The 18345-nt window shown below is 69.0% G+C and carries 15 protein-coding genes and 2 pseudogenes; 12 read left to right on the top strand and 5 right to left on the bottom strand.

Annotation, left to right across the window (positions count from 1 at the left end; translation table 11 throughout):
- Positions 1 to 203: 203 nt before the first annotated feature.
- Entirely contained in the window at positions 204 to 1826 is a 1623-nt protein-coding gene (locus ABZS71_RS31435; protein ID WP_356215454.1) for an IS4 family transposase, read from the bottom strand.
- Positions 1827 to 1916: 90 nt separating this feature from the next.
- On the opposite strand from ABZS71_RS31435, the gene ABZS71_RS31430 reads away from it, so the two are divergent.
- Positions 1917 to 2144: an integrase core domain-containing protein gene (locus ABZS71_RS31430; RefSeq protein WP_356215452.1), complete on the top strand. Its 228-nt coding sequence runs from the start codon at positions 1917 to 1919 to the stop codon at positions 2142 to 2144.
- On the opposite strand, the gene ABZS71_RS31425 is transcribed toward ABZS71_RS31430, so the two are convergent.
- Positions 2128 to 2838 (bottom strand): integrase core domain-containing protein, encoded by a 711-nt coding sequence (locus tag ABZS71_RS31425; RefSeq protein ID WP_356215448.1) that lies wholly within the window; start codon positions 2836 to 2838, stop codon positions 2128 to 2130. The genes ABZS71_RS31430 and ABZS71_RS31425 overlap by 17 nt on opposite strands.
- Before the next feature lie 374 nt (positions 2839 to 3212).
- Positions 3213 to 3368, bottom strand: a pseudogene (locus ABZS71_RS31420) (integrase); the annotation flags it as partial.
- 274 nt (positions 3369 to 3642) lie between these two features.
- Here ABZS71_RS31420 and ABZS71_RS31415 point away from each other — a divergent pair.
- The 8 genes and pseudogenes from ABZS71_RS31415 (at position 3643) to ABZS71_RS31380 (ending at position 12347) form a co-directional block, all read left to right on the top strand.
- Positions 3643 to 4581, top strand: a pseudogene (locus ABZS71_RS31415) (integrase core domain-containing protein).
- Between the two features lie 50 nt (positions 4582 to 4631).
- Complete coding sequence (locus ABZS71_RS31410; protein ID WP_356215446.1) at positions 4632 to 5405, top strand: phosphosulfolactate synthase; 774 nt, start codon at positions 4632 to 4634, stop codon at positions 5403 to 5405.
- Positions 5402 to 6304 (top strand): hypothetical protein, encoded by a 903-nt coding sequence (locus tag ABZS71_RS31405; RefSeq protein WP_356215444.1) that lies wholly within the window; start codon positions 5402 to 5404, stop codon positions 6302 to 6304. Before ABZS71_RS31410 ends, ABZS71_RS31405 begins: the two co-directional genes overlap by 4 nt.
- Positions 6289 to 7650, top strand: a complete 1362-nt coding sequence (locus ABZS71_RS31400; RefSeq protein ID WP_356215442.1) for an adenylosuccinate lyase family protein — start codon at positions 6289 to 6291, stop codon at positions 7648 to 7650. The genes ABZS71_RS31405 and ABZS71_RS31400 overlap by 16 nt, the downstream gene beginning before the upstream one ends.
- Positions 7641 to 8615, top strand: coding sequence for a pyridoxal-phosphate dependent enzyme (locus tag ABZS71_RS31395; protein ID WP_356215440.1), 975 nt, complete (start codon positions 7641 to 7643; stop codon positions 8613 to 8615). The genes ABZS71_RS31400 and ABZS71_RS31395 overlap by 10 nt, the downstream gene beginning before the upstream one ends.
- The gene (locus tag ABZS71_RS31390) at positions 8612 to 10153 is read left to right on the top strand and encodes an argininosuccinate lyase (protein ID WP_356215438.1); all 1542 of its coding nucleotides are present in this window, start codon (positions 8612 to 8614) and stop codon (positions 10151 to 10153) included. Before ABZS71_RS31395 ends, ABZS71_RS31390 begins: the two co-directional genes overlap by 4 nt.
- Positions 10153 to 11571 (top strand): DUF1116 domain-containing protein, encoded by a 1419-nt coding sequence (locus ABZS71_RS31385; RefSeq protein ID WP_356215436.1) that lies wholly within the window; start codon positions 10153 to 10155, stop codon positions 11569 to 11571. The genes ABZS71_RS31390 and ABZS71_RS31385 overlap by 1 nt, the downstream gene beginning before the upstream one ends.
- 68 nt (positions 11572 to 11639) lie before the next feature.
- On the top strand, positions 11640 to 12347 hold the full coding sequence (locus tag ABZS71_RS31380; RefSeq protein WP_356215434.1) for a DUF2877 domain-containing protein: 708 nt from the start codon (positions 11640 to 11642) through the stop codon (positions 12345 to 12347).
- A 118-nt stretch (positions 12348 to 12465) separates the two neighbouring features.
- On the opposite strand, the gene ABZS71_RS31375 is transcribed toward ABZS71_RS31380, so the two are convergent.
- Both ABZS71_RS31375 and ABZS71_RS31370 read right to left on the bottom strand, forming a co-directional pair.
- Positions 12466 to 13068: an MSMEG_0567/Sll0786 family nitrogen starvation N-acetyltransferase gene (locus ABZS71_RS31375; RefSeq protein WP_356215432.1), complete on the bottom strand. Its 603-nt coding sequence runs from the start codon at positions 13066 to 13068 to the stop codon at positions 12466 to 12468.
- On the bottom strand, positions 13065 to 14249 hold the full coding sequence (locus tag ABZS71_RS31370) for an MSMEG_0568 family radical SAM protein (RefSeq protein ID WP_356215430.1): 1185 nt from the start codon (positions 14247 to 14249) through the stop codon (positions 13065 to 13067). Before ABZS71_RS31370 ends, ABZS71_RS31375 begins: the two co-directional genes overlap by 4 nt.
- Before the next feature lie 201 nt (positions 14250 to 14450).
- Here ABZS71_RS31370 and ABZS71_RS31365 point away from each other — a divergent pair, with 201 nt between their 5' ends.
- The 3 genes from ABZS71_RS31365 to ABZS71_RS31355 are packed head-to-tail and all read left to right on the top strand — an operon-like array spanning position 14451 to position 18159.
- Positions 14451 to 15428 carry a carbamate kinase gene (locus ABZS71_RS31365; RefSeq protein ID WP_356215428.1) on the top strand — a complete coding sequence of 326 codons (978 nt, stop codon included), beginning with the start codon at positions 14451 to 14453 and terminating at the stop codon, positions 15426 to 15428.
- A complete protein-coding gene (locus ABZS71_RS31360; RefSeq protein ID WP_356215426.1) occupies positions 15425 to 16963 on the top strand; it encodes an FdrA family protein in 1539 nt (512 codons plus the stop codon). The genes ABZS71_RS31365 and ABZS71_RS31360 overlap by 4 nt, the downstream gene beginning before the upstream one ends.
- Positions 16960 to 18159, top strand: a complete 1200-nt coding sequence (locus ABZS71_RS31355; RefSeq protein WP_356215424.1) for an MSMEG_0565 family glycosyltransferase — start codon at positions 16960 to 16962, stop codon at positions 18157 to 18159. The genes ABZS71_RS31360 and ABZS71_RS31355 overlap by 4 nt, the downstream gene beginning before the upstream one ends.
- The last annotated feature ends 186 nt before the right edge of the window (positions 18160 to 18345 follow it).

Below are 18345 nucleotides of genomic sequence, written 5' to 3'. Positions count from 1 at the left end.
GCGGACGACCGGCCTGAATCGCCGCACGCGCTCTTCCTTGCGCCACAACACGCTCCTCCACCATGGAGGTGTTGCGACGACCGATTGAATCCGCCGGATCAGTCGGAGATGCGTATGACAACGCCCTGATGGAATCGACGATCGGCCTGTACAAACAATGCCGCGGAGTTAACGACTCCTCGACCAGGTCAAGTTGATCTCCGTTAGTTTACGGAGCCGAGCCATTCCGGGGCGAGTCGGTACTTTCCCCTGCTCTCTCTGATCAGCATGGCCTCCTCAGCCCACCGGTTGATCTGCGTGCACAGGCTGCGGTACCTCGACGTCACAGTGATGCCCAGCGCCCGGCTGATCTCCACGGTGCGCCAGGCCCGGTCGGATTCGGTCCGCAGGAGACGCAGGGTGAGTTCGCGGAAGCCAGGTTCTCGATCACGGGCGGCAGACTCTTCCGGGTTGGCTGGATGGGAGAGAACGGTGACGCCGACGGTGGCGATCCTCTGGCTTGTCCTCGGCCGGTTCTCGGATGGGGAGCCGTTGTACTGCGACATTGGGCACTTGACCTTGCGGGCGCTCGTGCGGGGGCGACGGGTGGGATGGAGTGCGGCAAGAACCGACCTGCCGATCTCTCCGATGTCGTCCGCCGGACCGAGAATCCCTTGCGCCGACATCAACTGTTCGGCGGCCGCGTGGCGGGCTACGGTGAAGCTCGCTCGGTCGGGGTCGGTGCCAGGGCGGGACTCCACCGCGTCGACCATGCTCCTGCACAGGATTTGGTAGAGCGTCAGCAGAGCCCAGAGCTCTTGTTCCAGGCCGGAGTGGTCAGCGGAGCGCAGGACGTGGCCGGCGAACAAGGTGTCCTTCAGCGCGAGGAAGGAGACTTCGACCTCCCACCGCTCGTGATACAGAGCGATGAGACGGTCAGCGGGATCACTGCGGTGGTCCAGAAGCGTAGTGATCAGGCGATAGCGGTCGCCGATTCGAGTCCCGTCGGTGCACACGGCCGTGACGTCAGCCTCGATGACCCGGAAGGTGCGGCCTCGCAGTCGGGTGAGGTATGAGCCGTCCGGCAGTACTGCGATGACGGCTGGCCTGCGGCGAAGCGTCGCCCGGACCAGCAGTTGAGCACCGGTGTCAGCGACCTCGTTCAGGAACTCGTCCCCCGAGAAGCCGCGGTCGGCCAGCAAGAGCATGGAGTCGTCCAGCCGGGACAGGAGCCGGCGGGCATAGTCGGGTTCCCCCTCGCTCGTCGGGCCGAACACGGCGCCCAGTAGGCCGCGAGTGCCGGTCTCGCACAAGGCCATCAAGCGGACGTGGGGGTAGCCCTCGAGGCCGCCGCGGTGCCGCCGGGTCTTGCCCAGCACGCCGAGATTCCCCGGAGTGTCCGGCGCCTGGAAGGAACTGCACCCGTCGAAGGCGACTGTGCGCCAGTGCCGGTAACACACCCCCGGAGTGGACGGCTGAGCCAGCGGCCCAGCTACCACTTCGAACAGTTTCTTGAACGGGGCAGGCCCCAGTCGGCGACGGACCTCCCGCAGGGCCTTCTCCGAAGGCGTCCACGGCCCTAAGGCTCGAATGCCGCAGACCAGCTTGTCCCAGACGCGCAGATATCCCGCACCGGGGAACAGGCACATGGCCAGGACAAAGTAGACCCCGACGCGAGAGGGGAGCCGACGCAGTCTGCGCTGCACGGTCCGTGTCCGGTCCAGTACGTCGTCAACCAACTCGAAGGGTAGGTACTGCGTCAGCTCTCCAAGATGCCCTGGTGAGAAGACTCCGGACGACACCATGATAGTGCGCGTGAACGTCGTGATGGCAGACTGGCCCGGCAACGGGACCTCCACTCAGTTTGAAGACCTTGGTCGGCTTCACTTCTGTAGCAGGGGTCCCGTTCCGCATGCAGCCAGACTGATCAACTTGACCTGGTCGAGGAGTCGTTAACTCCGCGGCATTGCCTGTACAAAACCGAGTTGATCAAGCCCCAGCGTCCCTGGAAGTCGCTCTCCCAGGTGGAGTTGGCCACCGCCGAGTGGATCGACTGGTACAACCACCGGCGCCTCCATGGTGAGATAGGCCACGTTCCGCCCGTCGAGTACGAGGCCAACCACTACATGGAAACCACGAAACCCCAGGTCACAACCACAATCTGAGATCTCTACCGAACCCGGGGCGGTTCAACTCATTGATGAGGCCGCCGAGGATCCGGGTGCGCTCGACTCTGTGGGTGTGGAGGTCATGCGCCGCGGCGGGTTGTTTGTGAGCGTCGGGTGGTCGCTGGTTGCGGGCCTGGTGGGGTCGGTGTTCGTTGTAGTGCCGCTCGTAGACCGCGAGGACGCGGCGGGCATGGGCGTCGTCCATGATGAGAACGTGGTCGAGGGCTTCGCGTCGGATACTGCCGATGATGCGTTCGCAGTGCGCGTTCATGCGGGGAGCCTGTGGCGCACTGTTGAGGATCTCCATCTCCTCGGACTGGAAGACAGCGTCGAAGGCCTCGCCGTACTTGCCATCGCGGTCGCGTAACAAGAAGCGCAGGGACTCCATGCGTATGCCCAGGTCGGAGGTGAGATTCCGCGCCTGCTGCACCGCCCAGTCCCGGGTCGGGTGGGCGGTGACCCCGGTGATGCGCAGTCGCCGGGTGCCGTGCTCGAGGAACACCAGCGCATACAACCGCTTGCCGAGGGCGGTGTCGATGTGGAAGAAGTCTGCCGCGATGATGCCCTCGGCTTGCGCGGCCAGGAACTGGCGCCAGGTGGGACCTGAGCGACGTGGCGCGAGGTCGATGCCGGCCGCATTGAGGATCTCCCAGACGGTCGAGGCGGCGATCCGGTGTCCGAGTCGGGTCAACTACCCCTGGATCCGTCGGTGTCCCCACCTCGGCTTCTCCCGAGCCAGCCGCATAACGAGCGTCCTGATCGCTACCGGCGTGGGTGGGCGTCCCGCGCGTCGGCGCGCGGTGTAGTCCCACTTCGCGGCGATGAACCTGCGATGCCAGGCAAACAAGGTGCCAGGGGTGACAGGGAAGATCGCAGGACCGCGTTCTCGCGCCGCAGCACCAGCAGTTCCGCCTCCTTCGCCGTCCCGCGACGCAGGAGCACCGATGGGACAGTCAGCAGCTTCCGGGTCACCTTGTACAGCAAGGACACGATCACGGAGGACATGATCCGATCGGACTGACCGCATCCCGCTCACCTGCGGCGATGACTTTTCGAGCGGCACAGGCGCAGGACCGCGTTCTCGTGCCGCAGCACCAGCAGTTCCGCGTCCTTCGCCGTCCCACGACGGAGGAGCACCGATGGAACCGTCAGCAGCTTCCGGGTTACCTTGTACAGCAAAGACACGATCACGTACGCATGATCCCAGCGGCCCGACCACACCCCGCTCACCTGCGGCGATGACTTTTCGAGCGGCACAGGTTCGCGGCACTGTCCGGGCTGATCCCGCGACGTCGGTTGGCGCGCGTGTTCCCGCTCACGCCCGCGACTCTTCTGGCGGGCACCGAAGACTCGCACGCAAGCGGCACCACAGCAAGCGCCGGAGCAGGCCGGTCAAGCCGCCGACCATGAGCGCGGCAAGGGCGTTGGTGGTACGGCCGGCCCAGGAGAATCCGCGCTGAGGCTGCCGTCGGATCCTGGGGGGCTCAAATACGGGATTCGGGCGCTGATCTGCGGGTTCGTACCAGTGTCAGTCACCCCCACCACACTGCTGCGCTGGCACCGGCAACTCGTTGCGCGGAAATGGATATTCGCACCGAGAAGCCACCCCGGCAGACCATCCACCACGCCCACCGTCAAGCAACTCGTCCTGCGCCTGGCCAAGGAGAACAGTACGTGGGGCCACCGCCGCATACAGGGCGAACTCGCCAGCCTGGGCTACTCGATCGCCCCATCCACGGTCTGGCAGATCCTGCACGCCGCGAGCATCGACCCCGCCACGCAGCGCTCCGGCCCAACCTGGCGCCAGTTCCTCACCACCCAGGCACACGGCATCATCGCCGCCGACTTCCCCCACCTCGACACAGTGTCGCTCAAGCGCCTGTACGCCCTGGTCTTCATCGAGCACGGCACCCGGCGCCTCCACCTCGCCGGCGTCACCGCTCACCCCCACCGCCCAGTGGACCGTCCAGCAGGCCAGAAATCTCGCCATGGCGTTGGGGTGCCGCATGGACTCACTGCGCTTCCTCATCCGGGACCGGGACAGCAAACATACCGATGCCTTCGATGTGGTCTTCGAGGCCGACGGCATGGAGGTCCTTCTCAGCCCACCCGGGCACCGAGAGCGAACGCGATCTGCGAGCGAGCCGTGGGCATCCTACGCCGCGAAGTCCTCGACCGGATCCTGATCTACAACGAGGCCCACGCCCAAGCGGTCCTGACCGAGTACATCCGACACTACAACCGGCACCGGCCGCACCAGTCCCGGCAGCAGCTCCCCCCAGACAGCACCGAACCACCCGCCCCGGCCACCGTCATCGACCTCCAGGCCCACCGGATCCAACGACGACCTGTCCTCGGCAGCCTGATCAATGAGTACCGCCACGCTGCAGCATCGAATCGTATTTTCGAGCGGCACAGGCGTGGCGTGGGATGAGGGCATGTCGATTCTTGTCGGATAGTGCAAACGCGTCTACTATCCGGAACATGTCTGTCCCCACCTTCCTCTCCCTCCCGTACCGGACCGGGAAGCCGCGGCTGAGCGGCCTGACCCACGTCCTCGACAAGGGCATCACCTCGGCCGCGGCGGCATCCCTCATTGCCGAGGCGGGGGACCACATCGACGTCTGGAAGTTCGGCTGGGGCACCGCCTACATCGACCGGTCGCTGAAGGAGAAGCTCAAGCTGCTCGCCGACCACGACATCGGCGCCTGCCTCGGCGGAACGCTCCTGGAGATCGCCTGGGCCCAGGGCAAGGCGGACGAGTGCCTCGACTGGGCGCACCGGCAGGGCTTCCCGCACGTCGAGGTGTCCCGTGGAGTGGTGCCGATGTCGCCGACGGAGAAGCGCGAGCTGATCCGGCGGGCCGCATCACGCTTCATCGTGCTGGCGGAGACCGGTTCCAAGGACGAGGCGCATCAGCTGCGCGAGGACGAATGGGCCGCCGAGGTGGCGGGTGATCTGGCCGCGGGAGCGAAGTGGGTCGTGGCGGAGGCCCGGGAGAGCGGCACTGTCGGTCTCTACGACAGTGCCGGAGACGTTCGCGAGGACATCGTGGACGCCGTCATCGCCGCGGGCAGTCCCGACCGCGTGTTTTTCGAGGCACCCCGCAAGGACCAACAGGCCTGGTTCGTCAGGCGGTTCGGAGCCAACGTCAACCTGGCCAATGTGACCCTGGACGATGCACTGTCCGTGGAGACACTCCGGCTGGGTCTGCGCGCCGACACTGTCGGCGTCGGTTGCCAAGGGGTGCTGGCGTGACCTTCGCACCGCTTCCGGCCCGCAACGTCGTTCCCGGGCGATACCGAGGGGTCGCGGTCGCCCATGTCGATGGCGGCCTCGACGCCGAGAGCCTGCGCCGGCACTTCCTGGGCCGCGAGGCGTACCGGCGCACCCGGTTCATCGTCGTGCGGTCCGGCACGGACACCGCGCTGCTGCGCGTCAGGAAGGAATCGGAGGACCCCCTCTTCAGCCCGATCGTCGAGGTGGAGCTTCTGGCCTCGCCCGCCGAGTGCGCCTTCGTGCACGTCCCGGAGGCCGACGTCGCCGTACCGTCGGCCCTGGCACACGCCGCACGCCGGTATGCCGCGGGATCACCGGCCGTGGTCGTGCAAGGCCGGTACGAGCACGTCAATTTCATCCTCCACCCGGAACCCCTGCGCATCGCCGTGCGCGAGGTGGTCCCGCCCTCGCCGGCCAAGCTCTTCGACCAGGCCCGGCGCATCCTCGACACCGCCGAGGACCTGCCCCCCATCGAACTCGTCCCGGAACTCATCGACCTGGAGACGCTGGCGCGGCGGCACCCTGCGAAAAGCTATCTGCTGCCCTGCCGGGGGTCGGGAGGGGACATACCCGAGGCCGAAGTCCACTTCCTCGACGAACGTCCCGAACGTGCCGACTGGACCCTGCTCGGGTGCGCCCGTTCACGGCAGATCCACCAGTGGTTCTACGGGTTCACCCCGCCGGGCGAGGACTTCTGCCCCGGCCTGTACGCCTCGGACGGCGACTCCGCGGTGCTGACGAAGTGCTGCATGCAGGAAGAAGACATCGAGCACAGCGAAGGGACGGTCTCCGTCCCCTGGGGCTCGTCGCTGGAGCATGTGCGGCGTGCCCTGTCCTCTTTGGCCGAGCATCTGGAGCCGACGTGGGCGCCCGTCTGACGGACTCATCCATGTACGCCCATCTGTGGGGCACCCCCGAGACGCGCGCGCTGTTCGAGGAGACCGGCCGGGTCCAGTCCTGGCTGGACATCCTGGTCGCACTCGCCCGCGCCCAGGCCGACCTGGGCATCATCCCGCGGCACGCCGCAGACGCCATCGCCGAGCACGCCCGGGTGGAACTGCTCGACCTGGACCACGTGGCCGAGGAGACCCGCAGGACCAGCCACTCGACGCTGGGGCTCATCCGGGGCCTGCAGCAGGTCCTGCCGGAACAGGCGCGTGAGCACGTGTACTTCGGTGCGACGGTCCAGGACCTGACCGACACCTGGTTCGGCATCGTGATGCGCGAAGTGGGCTCGCTCCTCTGGGAGGACCTGCGATCGGTCGAGGCGGTCCTGCTCCAGCTCGCCTCCCTGCACCGGGACACCGTGATGGCAGGACGCACCCACGGGCAGCCCGGCGCTCCGGTCACCTTCGGGTTCAAGGCGGCCGGCTGGGCCGACGAGATCCGCCGGCACATCGAGCGCCTGCACCAGGGACGCGACCGCTGGGCCGTCGGCCAACTCGGCGGCGCGGTCGGTGCCCTGGGCTTCTTCGAAGGGGACGGACAGGAACTCCGCCGGCGGTTCTGCCGGCACCTGCGGCTTGCCGACCCGGGCATCTCTTGGCTGACCGCGCGGGACCGGCTGGCGGAATTCGCCGGTGTGCTCGCGATGATCTGCGGAACCCTGGCGCGCGTGGGCGCCGACGTGTACGAGTTGCAGCGCCCCGAAATAGGCGAGTTGCGCGAGCCCGCGCCCCCCGGCGGGGTCAGCAGCATCACCATGCCGCACAAGCGCAACCCGGAGAACAGTGAGCACCTCGACACCCTGGCCCGGCTGGCCCGGGGCAACGCGGGGATCCTGCTGGAAGGCATGGTCCAGCAGCACGAACGGGACGGCCGGGGCTGGAAGGCCGAGTGGGTGGCCCTGCCGGAGATCTGCCTGCTCACCGCTCGTGCCGTACGTACCGCCCACGACCTGCTCGCCGGGCTCGAGGTGGACCCGGACGCCATGGCGGCCAACGTGACGCGGCACGGCGACCGCCTGGCGTCCGAGCGGGTGCTCGCGGCGTTGTCCGAGCGCCTCGGCAAGCACCAGGCGCAGGCGGTCCTGCAGGACCTGCTGCGCGAGCAGGGCGCCGGCGCCGATCTCGCCGCGGCGCTGCAGGAGCGCGGACTCGCGACACAAGAGGAGATCCGCACATGGGTGCGGCGTTCCGCTGTCGGCACGGCCTGCCGCATGGTCGACGACGTCGTACGCAGGGGGCGCCGAGCACGTGAGCAGGAGCCGCAGACATGGCGTTGATCCCTTCCCCCTTTCCCCTCGCGGTGCTGCCCACCCCGTTGGTACGGGCCCATCGCCTGGAAGAGGCGCTCGGCTGCGGTCCTGTGCTGGTCAAGCGTGACGACCTCATCGGATTCTCCTGTGCGGGCAACAAGGCGCGGCCGCTGGAGTACCTCCTGGGCACCGCGTGCGCCGACGGCTGCGACGTGCTCGTCACGGGCGGGGGGCCGGGTTCGAACTTCTGCCAGGCCGCGGCGGTGGCGGCGCGGACGGCCGGGCTCGACTGCGTTCTGGTCGTTCCCGGCGCGTCGCCGGCCGTCCTGTCCCCCAACCTGGCCATGGCCCGCGCGTGCGGTGCTCGTCTCCACTTCACCGGCGAGGACCGGGAATTCGTGGACGCGGCCGTAGCGGCGGTGGCCTCCGACCTCGCTGCCGAGGGGCGTCGGCCGCTGCCTCTGCCACGGGGCGGATCGACCCCCCTGGGCGCCATGGGCTTTGCCATGGCTGCTCGGGAACTGGCCGGGCAACTGGACACGCTCGGCATGGAGCCGGAGGCGATCGTCGTGGCCACGGGTTCGGGAGGCACCCAGGCCGGCCTCCTCGCGGGCCTGACGGGACTGGCGAAGCGCTGGCGTCTGATCGGGGCATCCGTCAGCAGACCGGTCGACGAGATCACGGCGCGCGTGCTCGACATCGCGCGGGGATGCGCGCGGCAGCACGGGTCCTGGGAGCTGCCGCGTCCTGAGGACGTCGAGGTGGTCGACGCCCGGGGGCCGGGTTTCGGGATCCCCTCCGCCGACGACGTGCGCTTCGCGCGGCTCGCGATGGAGACCGAAGGCCTGGTGCTGGATGCCACGTACACGGCGAAGTCCTTCCGCGTGACCGCAGAGCTGCTGCAATCAGGAACGCCTGGGCCCGTGGTCTTCTGGCACACCGGAGGACTCGTCCCGGCCGTGGCCGCATTCACACAGGTGAGGAACACATGACCAGACGTACACGCCGAGGGGGCCCTCCGGAACAAGGGCCGGCCATCGAGCTGGTGGAGTCGGGATTCGCCCTCGAGAACAACGACGCTCCATATCTCCACGAGGGCCTCAACCTCGCCGACATCGCCCACGTCCTGGACATGGGCAGGCGGGGCATCATTCCCGAGGACGCCGAGCGGGCACTGCTCGCGCTGCTGCTGAAGGTCCACGCGACCTCCGTCGAGGACTTCCCCTACGACCCGGCCTACGGCGAGGCGTACAACTCGCGCGAGCGCTACTTCGTCCGCGAACTGGGTGACCCGGCTGGGTGGTTGCATGCAGGGAGGCCACGCCGCGAAGCCGCGCGGGTCGCCCTGCGGCTGCAACTGCGGCGGCAGCTGGCCGACCTGGTGGCCGACACCCTGGGGTTCGCTTCCGCGGTCACGACGAAGGCGGCCGCGCACGCCGACACCCTGATGCCCGATCAGACCTATCTGCAGCAGGCGCAGCCCTCCACCCTGGGCCACTACCTGCTGTCCTTCACCTATCCTGCGATCAGGGACGCCCGCCGGCTGCTGGAGGAGCTGTCCGGGATCAACCACAGCCCGGGCGGGGCGGGGTGCGTGAACGGGACGAGGCTGCTCGACGACCGGAGCTTCATCGCCCGGGCACTCGGCTTCGACGGCGTCATCGACCACACGCGGGACGCCATGTGGCAGGTCGACGGCCTGATCCACATCCTCGCCGGCGCCGCGAGCCTGTTGTCGAACCAGAGCAAGCTCGCTGAAGACCTGGAGATCTGGTCGAGCTCGGAATTCGACTTCGTCGACCTGGACGACGCCTACAGCCGGTCGAGCGTCCTCATGCCGCAGAAGCGCAACCCGTATTCCCTGTCCATCGTGCGAGGAGCCTCCGGAGTCCTCGTCGGCCGGCTCACCGGCTTCCTGGCGGTCACCAAGAGCCCCTCGGCGCGCAGCGACAACTTCATCTTCGCCTACGGCGAGGTGCCCCGGGCCGTGGATCTGTGCCTGAAGGTCACCCGGTTGATGAGCGGCGTCGTGCGCACGCTGAATGTCAACGCCGACCGCATGCTCGAGGAGTTGCTGCGCGGCTACACCCAAGCCACGGATCTCGCCGAGCATCTGGTCCTGCGCTGCGGGGTCGACTACCGCAGCGCCTACGTCGTGGTCGGCAACGCGGTGCGGGAAGCCAGCCGGAACCACGTCCGCGGCATCGACATCACCGGGGAGATGCTCGACCGCGCCGCCGAAGAACACACCGGGCACTCCTGGGGACTGGCCGGAGAGGACCTCACGCCCGCCCTGGACCCCGCGCAGATCGTGGCCTCGCGCCGGGTCGTCGGGGGCGCCGCCGCTTCGTCGTTCGCCGCGATGACCGCCTCGATCACCGAGGAGATCGCCGAACTGGAGAAGACGGTGGTCCACCGGCGGGCCGCCTTCGAAGCGGCCGAGCAGGCCTTGCTGGCCACGGCCCGGCAGAGGGCGGCGCAGGATCGCACCCTGACCAGCACACCGGATCGAGATGGGAGAAACCTCTGATGACCATTGCGTCGCCCACCGTGTCGCTGCCCCACCAGGTCGAGGTCGTCAACGTCGGACTGCCGTTGTTCGCCGACTCCGTCCGTGATCAGGACCGCCCGGTCCAGCACGTCGACTGGCGCATTCCCGCCGGGGGAAACCTGGACGCCGTCAAGGCTCTGCAGAGTCTCTACGGCGATCGCGCGGCCGCGATCGACGAGGCCAACGCCGAGGTCGTCCGGCGTCTTGATCAGGGCGTCCCCTTCCTCGTCGAGGTCTCGCGGGCGAGTGAGGTCGTGCCGGGCTTCGACGGGCGGACCATCGTGCACTGCGGTCCGCCGATCGACTGGACCGATGTGTGCGACCCGCTGCGCCGTTCCATCCGCGCCGCCGTCGTGGCCGAAGGATGGGCCGACGACGTCGGGCAGGCCCACCGGCTGATCGAGCGCGGCGAGGTCCGGCTGGAACCCGCGAACCACCACGCCATGGTCGTCCCGATGGCGACCGCGATCGGCCCTTCGGCCCCGGTGTTCGTGGTGGAGAACGAGCAGGGCGGCACGCGTGCGTTCTCGCCGATCAACCAGGGCCCGGGAGAGGTCGCATGGTTCGGACGCGAGACGGACGCGGCGATCGAACGGCTCCGCTTCCTGCGGGACGTCGCCGGACCGCTGCTGTCCTGGACCGTTCGCAGGACCGGGCCGATCGATCTCCTCGCCCTGGCTGGCCAGGGCATCCAGATGGGCGACGACCTCCATATGCGTACGCAGGCCACGACCAACCTGCTGACGCGCAACCTGCTGCCGTACATCGCGGAGTACGAGGGACCGGGACGCGTCGAGTTCGCCCGGTACCTCTCCGGGAACCACCTGTTCTTCCTCAACCTCGCGATGGCGTCCGCGAAGTCGCTGACGTTGTGGGCGGAGCAGGTGCAGGGATCGAGCATCGTGACCTCGATGGCCCGCAACGGCACCACGTTCGGCATCCGTGTGGCGGGCTCGGACCACTGGCACATCACCGAAGCTCCTCCGGTCGAGGACGCGCTGTACTACTCCGGATACGGTCCCGAGACCAGCGCACGCGACATCGGCGACAGCGCGGTCCTCGAACTCATGGGCCTGGGCGGGCCGGCCGCCGCGGGTTCGCCCGCGGTCGCGGCCTTCCTCGGCGGGACCATGGCCGACGCGCTGAAGGCGACCGAGGCCATGGCGGCGATCTGCGCCGGGGCCAGCTCCCGCTTCAAGCTGCCCACGCTGGACTTCCAGGGGACTCCCGTGGGCGTCGATCTGCGCCGGGTCGTCGAGCTCGGTATCACCCCGAAGGTCAACACCGGTGTGCTGCACGTCAGTTCCGGAATCGGGCAGGTGGGTGCCGGAGTGGCGACCGCGCCCGTCGCCTGCTTCGTCGAGGCACTGCTCGACCTTGCCGCACGGACTTCATGACACCGTTGGACATGGGCGCCGGCGCGCGGAGGATCCTCTCCCGGGCCGGCGCCGGCACGGTCCACTCTGTGCATTCGAAGGCCGTCTATCTGCGGTTTCCCCAGGGGCTGGTGGCGCTCACCGGACCAGGGGTCGAGCGGGGGCCGCTGCACCTGCGCTGCAGTGCCCTGCCGGCCGTGGGCACCGGCGACCGGGTCGTGACGACGGGGACGGGACTGCAGGTCAGGCGGGCCTGGATCAGCCTGGCGTGCCCGACGTGGCGGCCGCTGCCGCCTCCGGCCGGTGATCTCCTCGCCCATCGGGCCGTGGGCGTGGACGCCACGGCGCACGTGCCGCCGTCGCTGCTGCTCACGGGCGGCTCCGGAGGGCTCGACCATCGGGTGTCGCAGTACCTGCGCGCCGGCGATCTTTCACCCCTCGCCCGCCTCCTCGGCGGGCGGGGGCCCGGCCTCACACCGTCCGGCGACGACGTTCTCGCGGGTGTGTTCCTGGTCGCGAGGGCGTTGTGGGGGGCCGTGGGGCAACCCCATCTGGTCGCGCTGGCGGGGGCGGTGCGGACGAACGACATCGCTGCGGCGTTCCTGGCCTGGGCGGCGAGAGGCCGGCTCATCGAGCCCGCGCACACGTTCCTCGACGCGGTGGCGGACGGCCAGCTGACCAGGGCCCGCACCGCTGTGGACACCCTCCTGACCTTCGGGCAGAGCTCGGGGCAGGACCTCGTGACCGGACTCGCCCGGGGACTGCGGCATCTGCCCGCCCACCCGGACGCGGGGTAGTGCCGCTTCCGTGGCCGGCCGTGCAGCCGGAGCGCGGTCACGGTGATGCCCTGCTCCCGCACGAGGAGGACACCACCGTGGCCGCCGCCATGTGGCATGAAGGCGGTTCCGCCGGTGCTCAGCGGCTGACGTACGAAGCGGGGGAGCCGATTGCGCCGGTCCTGGTGTGCGGGCTCGGCTCGAGGCGGACGACATCGTCCCCGGACGCGGGAGGCAGGGCGATGGTCATCGGCTGGTGCTGTCGACCCACGTACGTCTCGACCGCTGCGGACCGTCGCCAGCCCAGGCGCTCGAAGAAGCGGACGTTCGCCAACTGGACGTGGGCGAGCATCTGCCGGCCGCCGGCGGCCGCCGCGACGGCGACGGCGAAGCGCACCAAAGGACCCCCGAGGCCGTGGACGCGGAACTGCGGCAGTACGGCCAGTCTGTCTCCCTGCCAGAGCCCGGTGTCCCGGTCGATCGGGAAGAGGCGGACGGTTCCGGCCGCGATGCCGTTGTAGATGGCGATCGCATGGATCACGTCGTCCCGCGCGTCGTACGAGTCGAGATCCGACGCGGCGAAGACGCCCTGTTCCTCGACGAAGACCCGCCGGCGGATGCCGTGGTGCAGCCGGCGCTCCTGCGGGGCGGTGGCCCGGCAGATCAGCGTGCCGCCGCGTGAATCCTGGAGCGAGATGCGCACGCCGGAGCCCACGGCATCGAGGGGCACCGTGCCCGTCACGAGCCACCACCGGGACGGGGCCCGATCTGCATCAGGTTCTGGACGGCGTTGAGCGCCGAGCAGGCCTGGCAGCGGGCGCATCCCGCGGCGACGCCGGTGGCCTTCAGCCCGCGGGCCGTCATGTAGGCGGCCACCCGGCGGTAGATCCGTTCCGTGTACTGCCTGGAGGGCGGCGTGACGTCTTCCATCAGGCTTCCGGCGACCGGCCGGATGGGGACGACGAAGGGATACACCCCGATGTCGATGGCGCGGCGACAGCCCTCGATCGTCAGGTCGGGGTCCTCTCCCATGCCGAGGATGACATAGGTGGACACCTGGCCCTCTCCGAAGACGGAGACGGCCCGCTCCCACGCACGGAAATAGTGGTCGATGCCGGTGCGGGCCTTGGCGGGGGCGACTTCGCCGAGCACCTTCGGGTCGAAGGACTCCACGTGAATGCCGACCGAGTCGATCCCGAGGTCCCCGACCTCGTTGATGACGTCGAGGTCGAGGGGCGGCTCGAACTGCACCTCCACCGGAAGACCCGAGGCCTCCTTGATCGCGTTCCCGCACCGGGCGACGTACCGGGCCCCGCGGTCGACGCCGAGGGAACTGCCCGTGGTCAGGGTCGCGTCGACCGCACCGTCCAACCTCTTGGCCGCGACGGCGACCTCGGCCAGCTGGGCGGGGGTCTTCTTGACGATCGTGCGTCCGCTGTCGAGGGACACGCCGATGCCGCAGAACGTGCACTGATCCGACTTTCCCCAGTAGGCGCACGTCTGGACCACCGTGCTGGCCAGGGAGTCCAGGTGCATCAGCGCGATCTTCCAGTACGGAATCCCGTCCGACGTCGTCATGTCGTAGAAACGGGGGCGCTCCGCGCCCGATGCGCTCGCCAGCCGTTCCCCGTCCCGGTAGATGCCGTAGCCCTCGTCCTCGACACGCAGGACGTACGGCGAGGTCCGAGCGGCGTCGGTCTCCGTCGGCACCGTGACCGCCGTGCCTTCGACCCAGAGCATCCCTGAGTCGGAGGGACCTGCTCCGCCGCGCCGTCGTTCGATCTCCGTCTCGAGGCGGAGCCCGGCACTCTGCAGATCCACGATGAGTTCGGCGAGCGCCCGCGGGTCGTGCGCAGGGGAGAACGGGCCGGTGTGGCCGGCAGCGTCGCCGACGGCGAGTTCCGGTCCTGAGCTGACAGTCATGGTCCACCTGCCAATGCATCTACTTTGGGAAGCTATTGCTTCCTATAAGAAACGTCCGGGGGTGGCTTGTCAATCACTCGGCGTCGCGCACGCGTTGCCGATCGGCCCCCGAAGGGGAGGTTGACCCCTCGGAGTCGTTCACTATAGTAGGCAGCGCGATCGGATAATGGAGAAGATCGGCGCCCATCCGGAGAAGCCCACATGCCGAAGACTGCTGTAATTGCCCTGGGTGGCAACGCCCTCACTCTCGAAGGGCAATCAGGCACTTACGTCGAGCAGGAACTCAACGCCCTGCACATGGCGGAAACCGTCTGCTCGCTGCGCGACGCCGGTTGGAACGTGGTCCTGGTCCACGGCAACGGCCCGCAAGTCGGCAACCTCGCCATCCAGCAAGAACAGGGCGAGCCCCTCGTACCGCAGCAACCCCTTTTCTGTCTCGGCTCGATGACGCAGGGACAGATCGGCAGCCTCCTCACGCTGGCCCTGCGCCGCGTGGGAGGAAGCCGGATCCGCGACGTCGCCTCCTTGGTGACGCATGTCGTGGTCGAAGCCGACGACCCCGCCATGGACCGTCCGACGAAGCCGATCGGCCCGTTCTTCGACGCGGACCAGGCAACGCTCCTGGCGAACCAGCGGGGATGGAGGGTGGCCGAGGACGCCGGACGCGGTTACCGCCGCGTCGTCCCCTCACCGGAACCCACCCGCATCGTCGAGGCCGGAGTCATCAAGACCCTGGTGGACAGCGGTGTCATCGTCGTCGCCGCGGGCGGCGGTGGCGTTCCCGTCGTGCGGCAGGACAAGGGGTACACCGGCGTGGACGCCGTCATCGACAAGGACTACGCCGCACAACAGCTCGCCACCGCCCTGAAGGCCGACGCCCTGATCCTCGTCACCGGCGTGGAGAGGGTGCTGCTGGACTTCGGAACCCCGCAGCAGCGCCCTGTCAGGGAAATGACCGCCGAGGAGGCGGAACGCCACCTCGGCGACGGCCAGTTCCCGGAAGGCAGCATGGGGCCGAAGGTGCGGGCCGCACTGCGATTCATCAGAAACGGCGGGGAAACGGCGGTCATCACCACCCCACAACTCGTACAGGCCTCACTCGATGCGGATCCGAAGGCCGATGCGGAAGTGGGCACTCGCATCGTGACCTCCCGGACCCAGGTTGGAGCGACCCGATGAAGACCACGATCCGCCTCTTCAAGGACACCTACGTCGATTCCGTCATCCAGCTGTCCGGCACGCGCGCCATGCGCCAGGCGGAAGGTGTCGACTGGGCGGCGGCCGCGATGGCGACCCCGGCCAACCTGGACACTCTTCGGTCCGAGGGTTTCACCGACGACTGTTCCGGAGCGGGAGCGAACGACCTGTTCCTCGCCGTCCGGGCCGCCGGCCAGGACGCGATCGACGCCGCCCTGACGGCCGGCGAGACCGCGATGTTCGCCGCGCGCGCGGGCGGTGACACGGATGCGCAGAGCGATCGTGCCCCCCGGACCCTCGAACGCGCGCTGGAGAACCAGCCGTCGACCAACGTCGCCGTGATCTCGGTGCCGGGCGACTATGCGGCGCTCGAAGCGCACAAGGCGCTCTCGGCCGGCCTCGACGTGCTGCTGTTCAGCGACAACGTGTCCGTCGAGGACGAGATCGCGCTCAAGGAACGGGCCGAGCGGCTGGGCCACCTGGTCATGGGGCCGGGAGCCGGAACGGCGATGCTGGGCCGTACGTGCCTGGGCTTCGCCAACGTGGTCGAGCCGGGCCGGGTCGGTGTCATCGCCGCCGCGGGCACCGGTGCCCAGGAGGTCGCAACGCTGTTGGACCGGTGGGGAGTCGGCATCTCCCATGTCATCGGCCTCGGCGGCCGGGACCTCTCCGGCGCGGTCGGCGGGCGCATGGCGAAGGTGGCTGTCAAAGCGCTCTGCGCGGACCCGGACACCGACGTGATCCTGCTCGTGTCGAAACCGCCGGAGGAGAGCGTCGCCCGGAGCGTGGTCGAGACGGCCCAGGACAAGCCCCTGGTGGCCGCGCTGATCGGCCTGCAGGCGGAATTCGACGTGCCGGCGAACGTCGCGCTGACCGGGACGCTGGAAGGCGGCGCGGTCAAGGCAGTCGAACTCCTGGACGCCGACGCTCCCAACCTGACCGGAAACCTCCGGCAGCGGGTGGCCGAGGCCGGCGACCGGCTGGGGCCGGATCGTACGCTCATCCGGGGGCTCTACTCCGGCGGCACACTCTGCTACGAGTCGCTGGTCATCCTGTCGAAGTTCGTGGGACCCGTGCACTCCAACACACCCATCCAGGAGTCGTGGATGGTCCCCGAGCCGCCCGGCAGCCATGTGTGTCTCGACCTCGGCGAGGAGGAGTACACCAAGGGGCGGCCCCACCCGATGATCGATCCCGAGGCGAGGATCGAACTGCTGCGCAAGCAGGGCACCGACCCCCAGGTCGCCGCCATCCTGATGGACGTCGTCCTCGGCCACGGCGCCCACCCGGATCCGGCAGGGCAGTTGGCTCCGGTCTGCGCTGACATCGCCGCACGAGGCGGACCGGTCGTGGTCGCGTACGTGCTGGGCACCGAGCGGGACCCCCAGGGCCTGGAGGCCCAGCGGCGCGCGCTCCAGGAGGCCGGATGCATCGTGACCGAAACCGCTGCCCGGGCATCCCTCGCGGCTGCGGCCATCGCTCTGCGCGACCCGGACCTGGTCGGTGAGGTGCTGTGACATCACCCGAAGAACTGGCACTCGTCACGTACTCGACCAAGCCGCGGGGCGGTGTCGTGCACACCCTCTCGCTGGCTGAGGCCATGCACCGCCGAGGCGTCCCCGTCCATCTGATCGCGCTCGGGGAGAGGGACGCCGGCTTCTTCCGGCCCACCCCCGTACCGCACACCATTATCCAGGCCCCCCGTCGAGAAGCCACCCTCGAGTCACGGGTGTTCGCCTCCCTCGACACCCTCGCCGAGGGCCTGGCGGACGTGAGCGACCGGTTCGACATCCTCCACACCCAGGACTGCATCTCCGCGCGCGCGGCAGCGCGTGTGCGGGACGCGGGTGCGCCGGTGACCGTCGTGCGCACGGTGCATCACGTGGACGACTTCACCACACCCGCACTGATCGACTGCCAGCGCCGGGCGATCTTCGAGCCCGACCGCGTCCTCGTCGTCAGCGAGTACTGGCGCGAGCTGCTGCGCACCGAGTACGACGTCGAGTCCCACGTCGTCCACAACGGGGTGGATCCCCATCGCTTCGGCCCCATCCCTGCGGAGCTGCGAAGCCGGCTGCGCAAGGAGATCGGGGCGGAGGACCGGTTCCTCTTCCTGGCCGTGGGCGGGGTGGAACCGCGCAAGGGCACGGTCCATCTCTTCCGGGCGATGTCCATCCTCAAGGACCTGATGGACACGCCGCCCGTCCTCGCGGTTGTCGGGGGCCACTCCTTCCAGGACTACGCCGACTACCGTGATGCCGCCCTGTCCGCACTTCCGGCGCTCGGACTGGAGCTGGGCACGGACGTCGTCCTGCTCGGGACGGTTCCGGGCAGTGAACTGAGTGCCTGGTACCGTGCCGCCGACGCGCTTGCCTTCCCCTCCGTCAAGGAAGGCTGGGGGCTTGCCGTCCTCGAGGCGATGAGCGCGGAACTCCCGGTGATCGCCAGCGATCTGCCCGTGTTCAAGGAGTATCTGACCGACCGGCGCAACGCACTGCTTACCCCGGTCGCCGACGCGGCGGCCCTGGCGCGGGGAATGCGGGAGCTGGCGGAGAGCCCGGAGCTCCGCACGCGGTTGCACCGCGGGAGCCGGCCCACCGTCTCCCGGTTCACCTGGGAGGCGAGTGCGGCCCAACACGCCGAGATCTACCAGGACATCCGGTCGGCCGGCGGCGGCGCTCGGCCGGCCGGGGCGGTGCGCAAGGCAGGCTGACCGGTGGATCCGACGGCGTGCTGACGCGGTGGCGCGTTGGTCTCGGCCGGCGCGCCACGATCACCCCGACACCCGGCTTGGCCGGCGTCTGTTGTGCGCGGGCCACCGCCTGCGCCGAGGTGATCACGTACCTGACTGCTCGCGTCGCACACGGATCCCGTAGAGTTGCGCGTCCGGTCTACGTTG

The organism is Streptomyces sp. NPDC005393 (genome assembly GCF_040606675.1).
Lineage (GTDB): Bacteria > Actinomycetota > Actinomycetes > Streptomycetales > Streptomycetaceae > Streptomyces.
The sequence above is the reverse complement of the archived record's forward strand: the minus strand, read 5'-3'. Positions and strand labels throughout refer to the sequence as shown.

Bases quoted from the DNA above. Each gene is read 5' to 3' on its own strand.
- ABZS71_RS31395 (WP_356215440.1), top strand. From the start codon at position 7,641: ATGGCGTTGATCCCTTCCCCCTTTCCCCTCGCGGTGCTGCCCACCCCG.
- ABZS71_RS31410 (WP_356215446.1), top strand. From the start codon at position 4,632: ATGTCTGTCCCCACCTTCCTCTCCCTCCCGTACCGGACCGGGAAGCCG.
- ABZS71_RS31390 (WP_356215438.1), top strand. From the start codon at position 8,612: ATGACCAGACGTACACGCCGAGGGGGCCCTCCGGAACAAGGGCCGGCC.
- ABZS71_RS31360 (WP_356215426.1), top strand. From the start codon at position 15,425: ATGAAGACCACGATCCGCCTCTTCAAGGACACCTACGTCGATTCCGTC.
- ABZS71_RS31370 (WP_356215430.1), bottom strand. From the start codon at position 14,249: ATGACTGTCAGCTCAGGACCGGAACTCGCCGTCGGCGACGCTGCCGGC.
- ABZS71_RS31365 (WP_356215428.1), top strand. From the start codon at position 14,451: ATGCCGAAGACTGCTGTAATTGCCCTGGGTGGCAACGCCCTCACTCTC.
- ABZS71_RS31385 (WP_356215436.1), top strand. From the start codon at position 10,153: ATGACCATTGCGTCGCCCACCGTGTCGCTGCCCCACCAGGTCGAGGTC.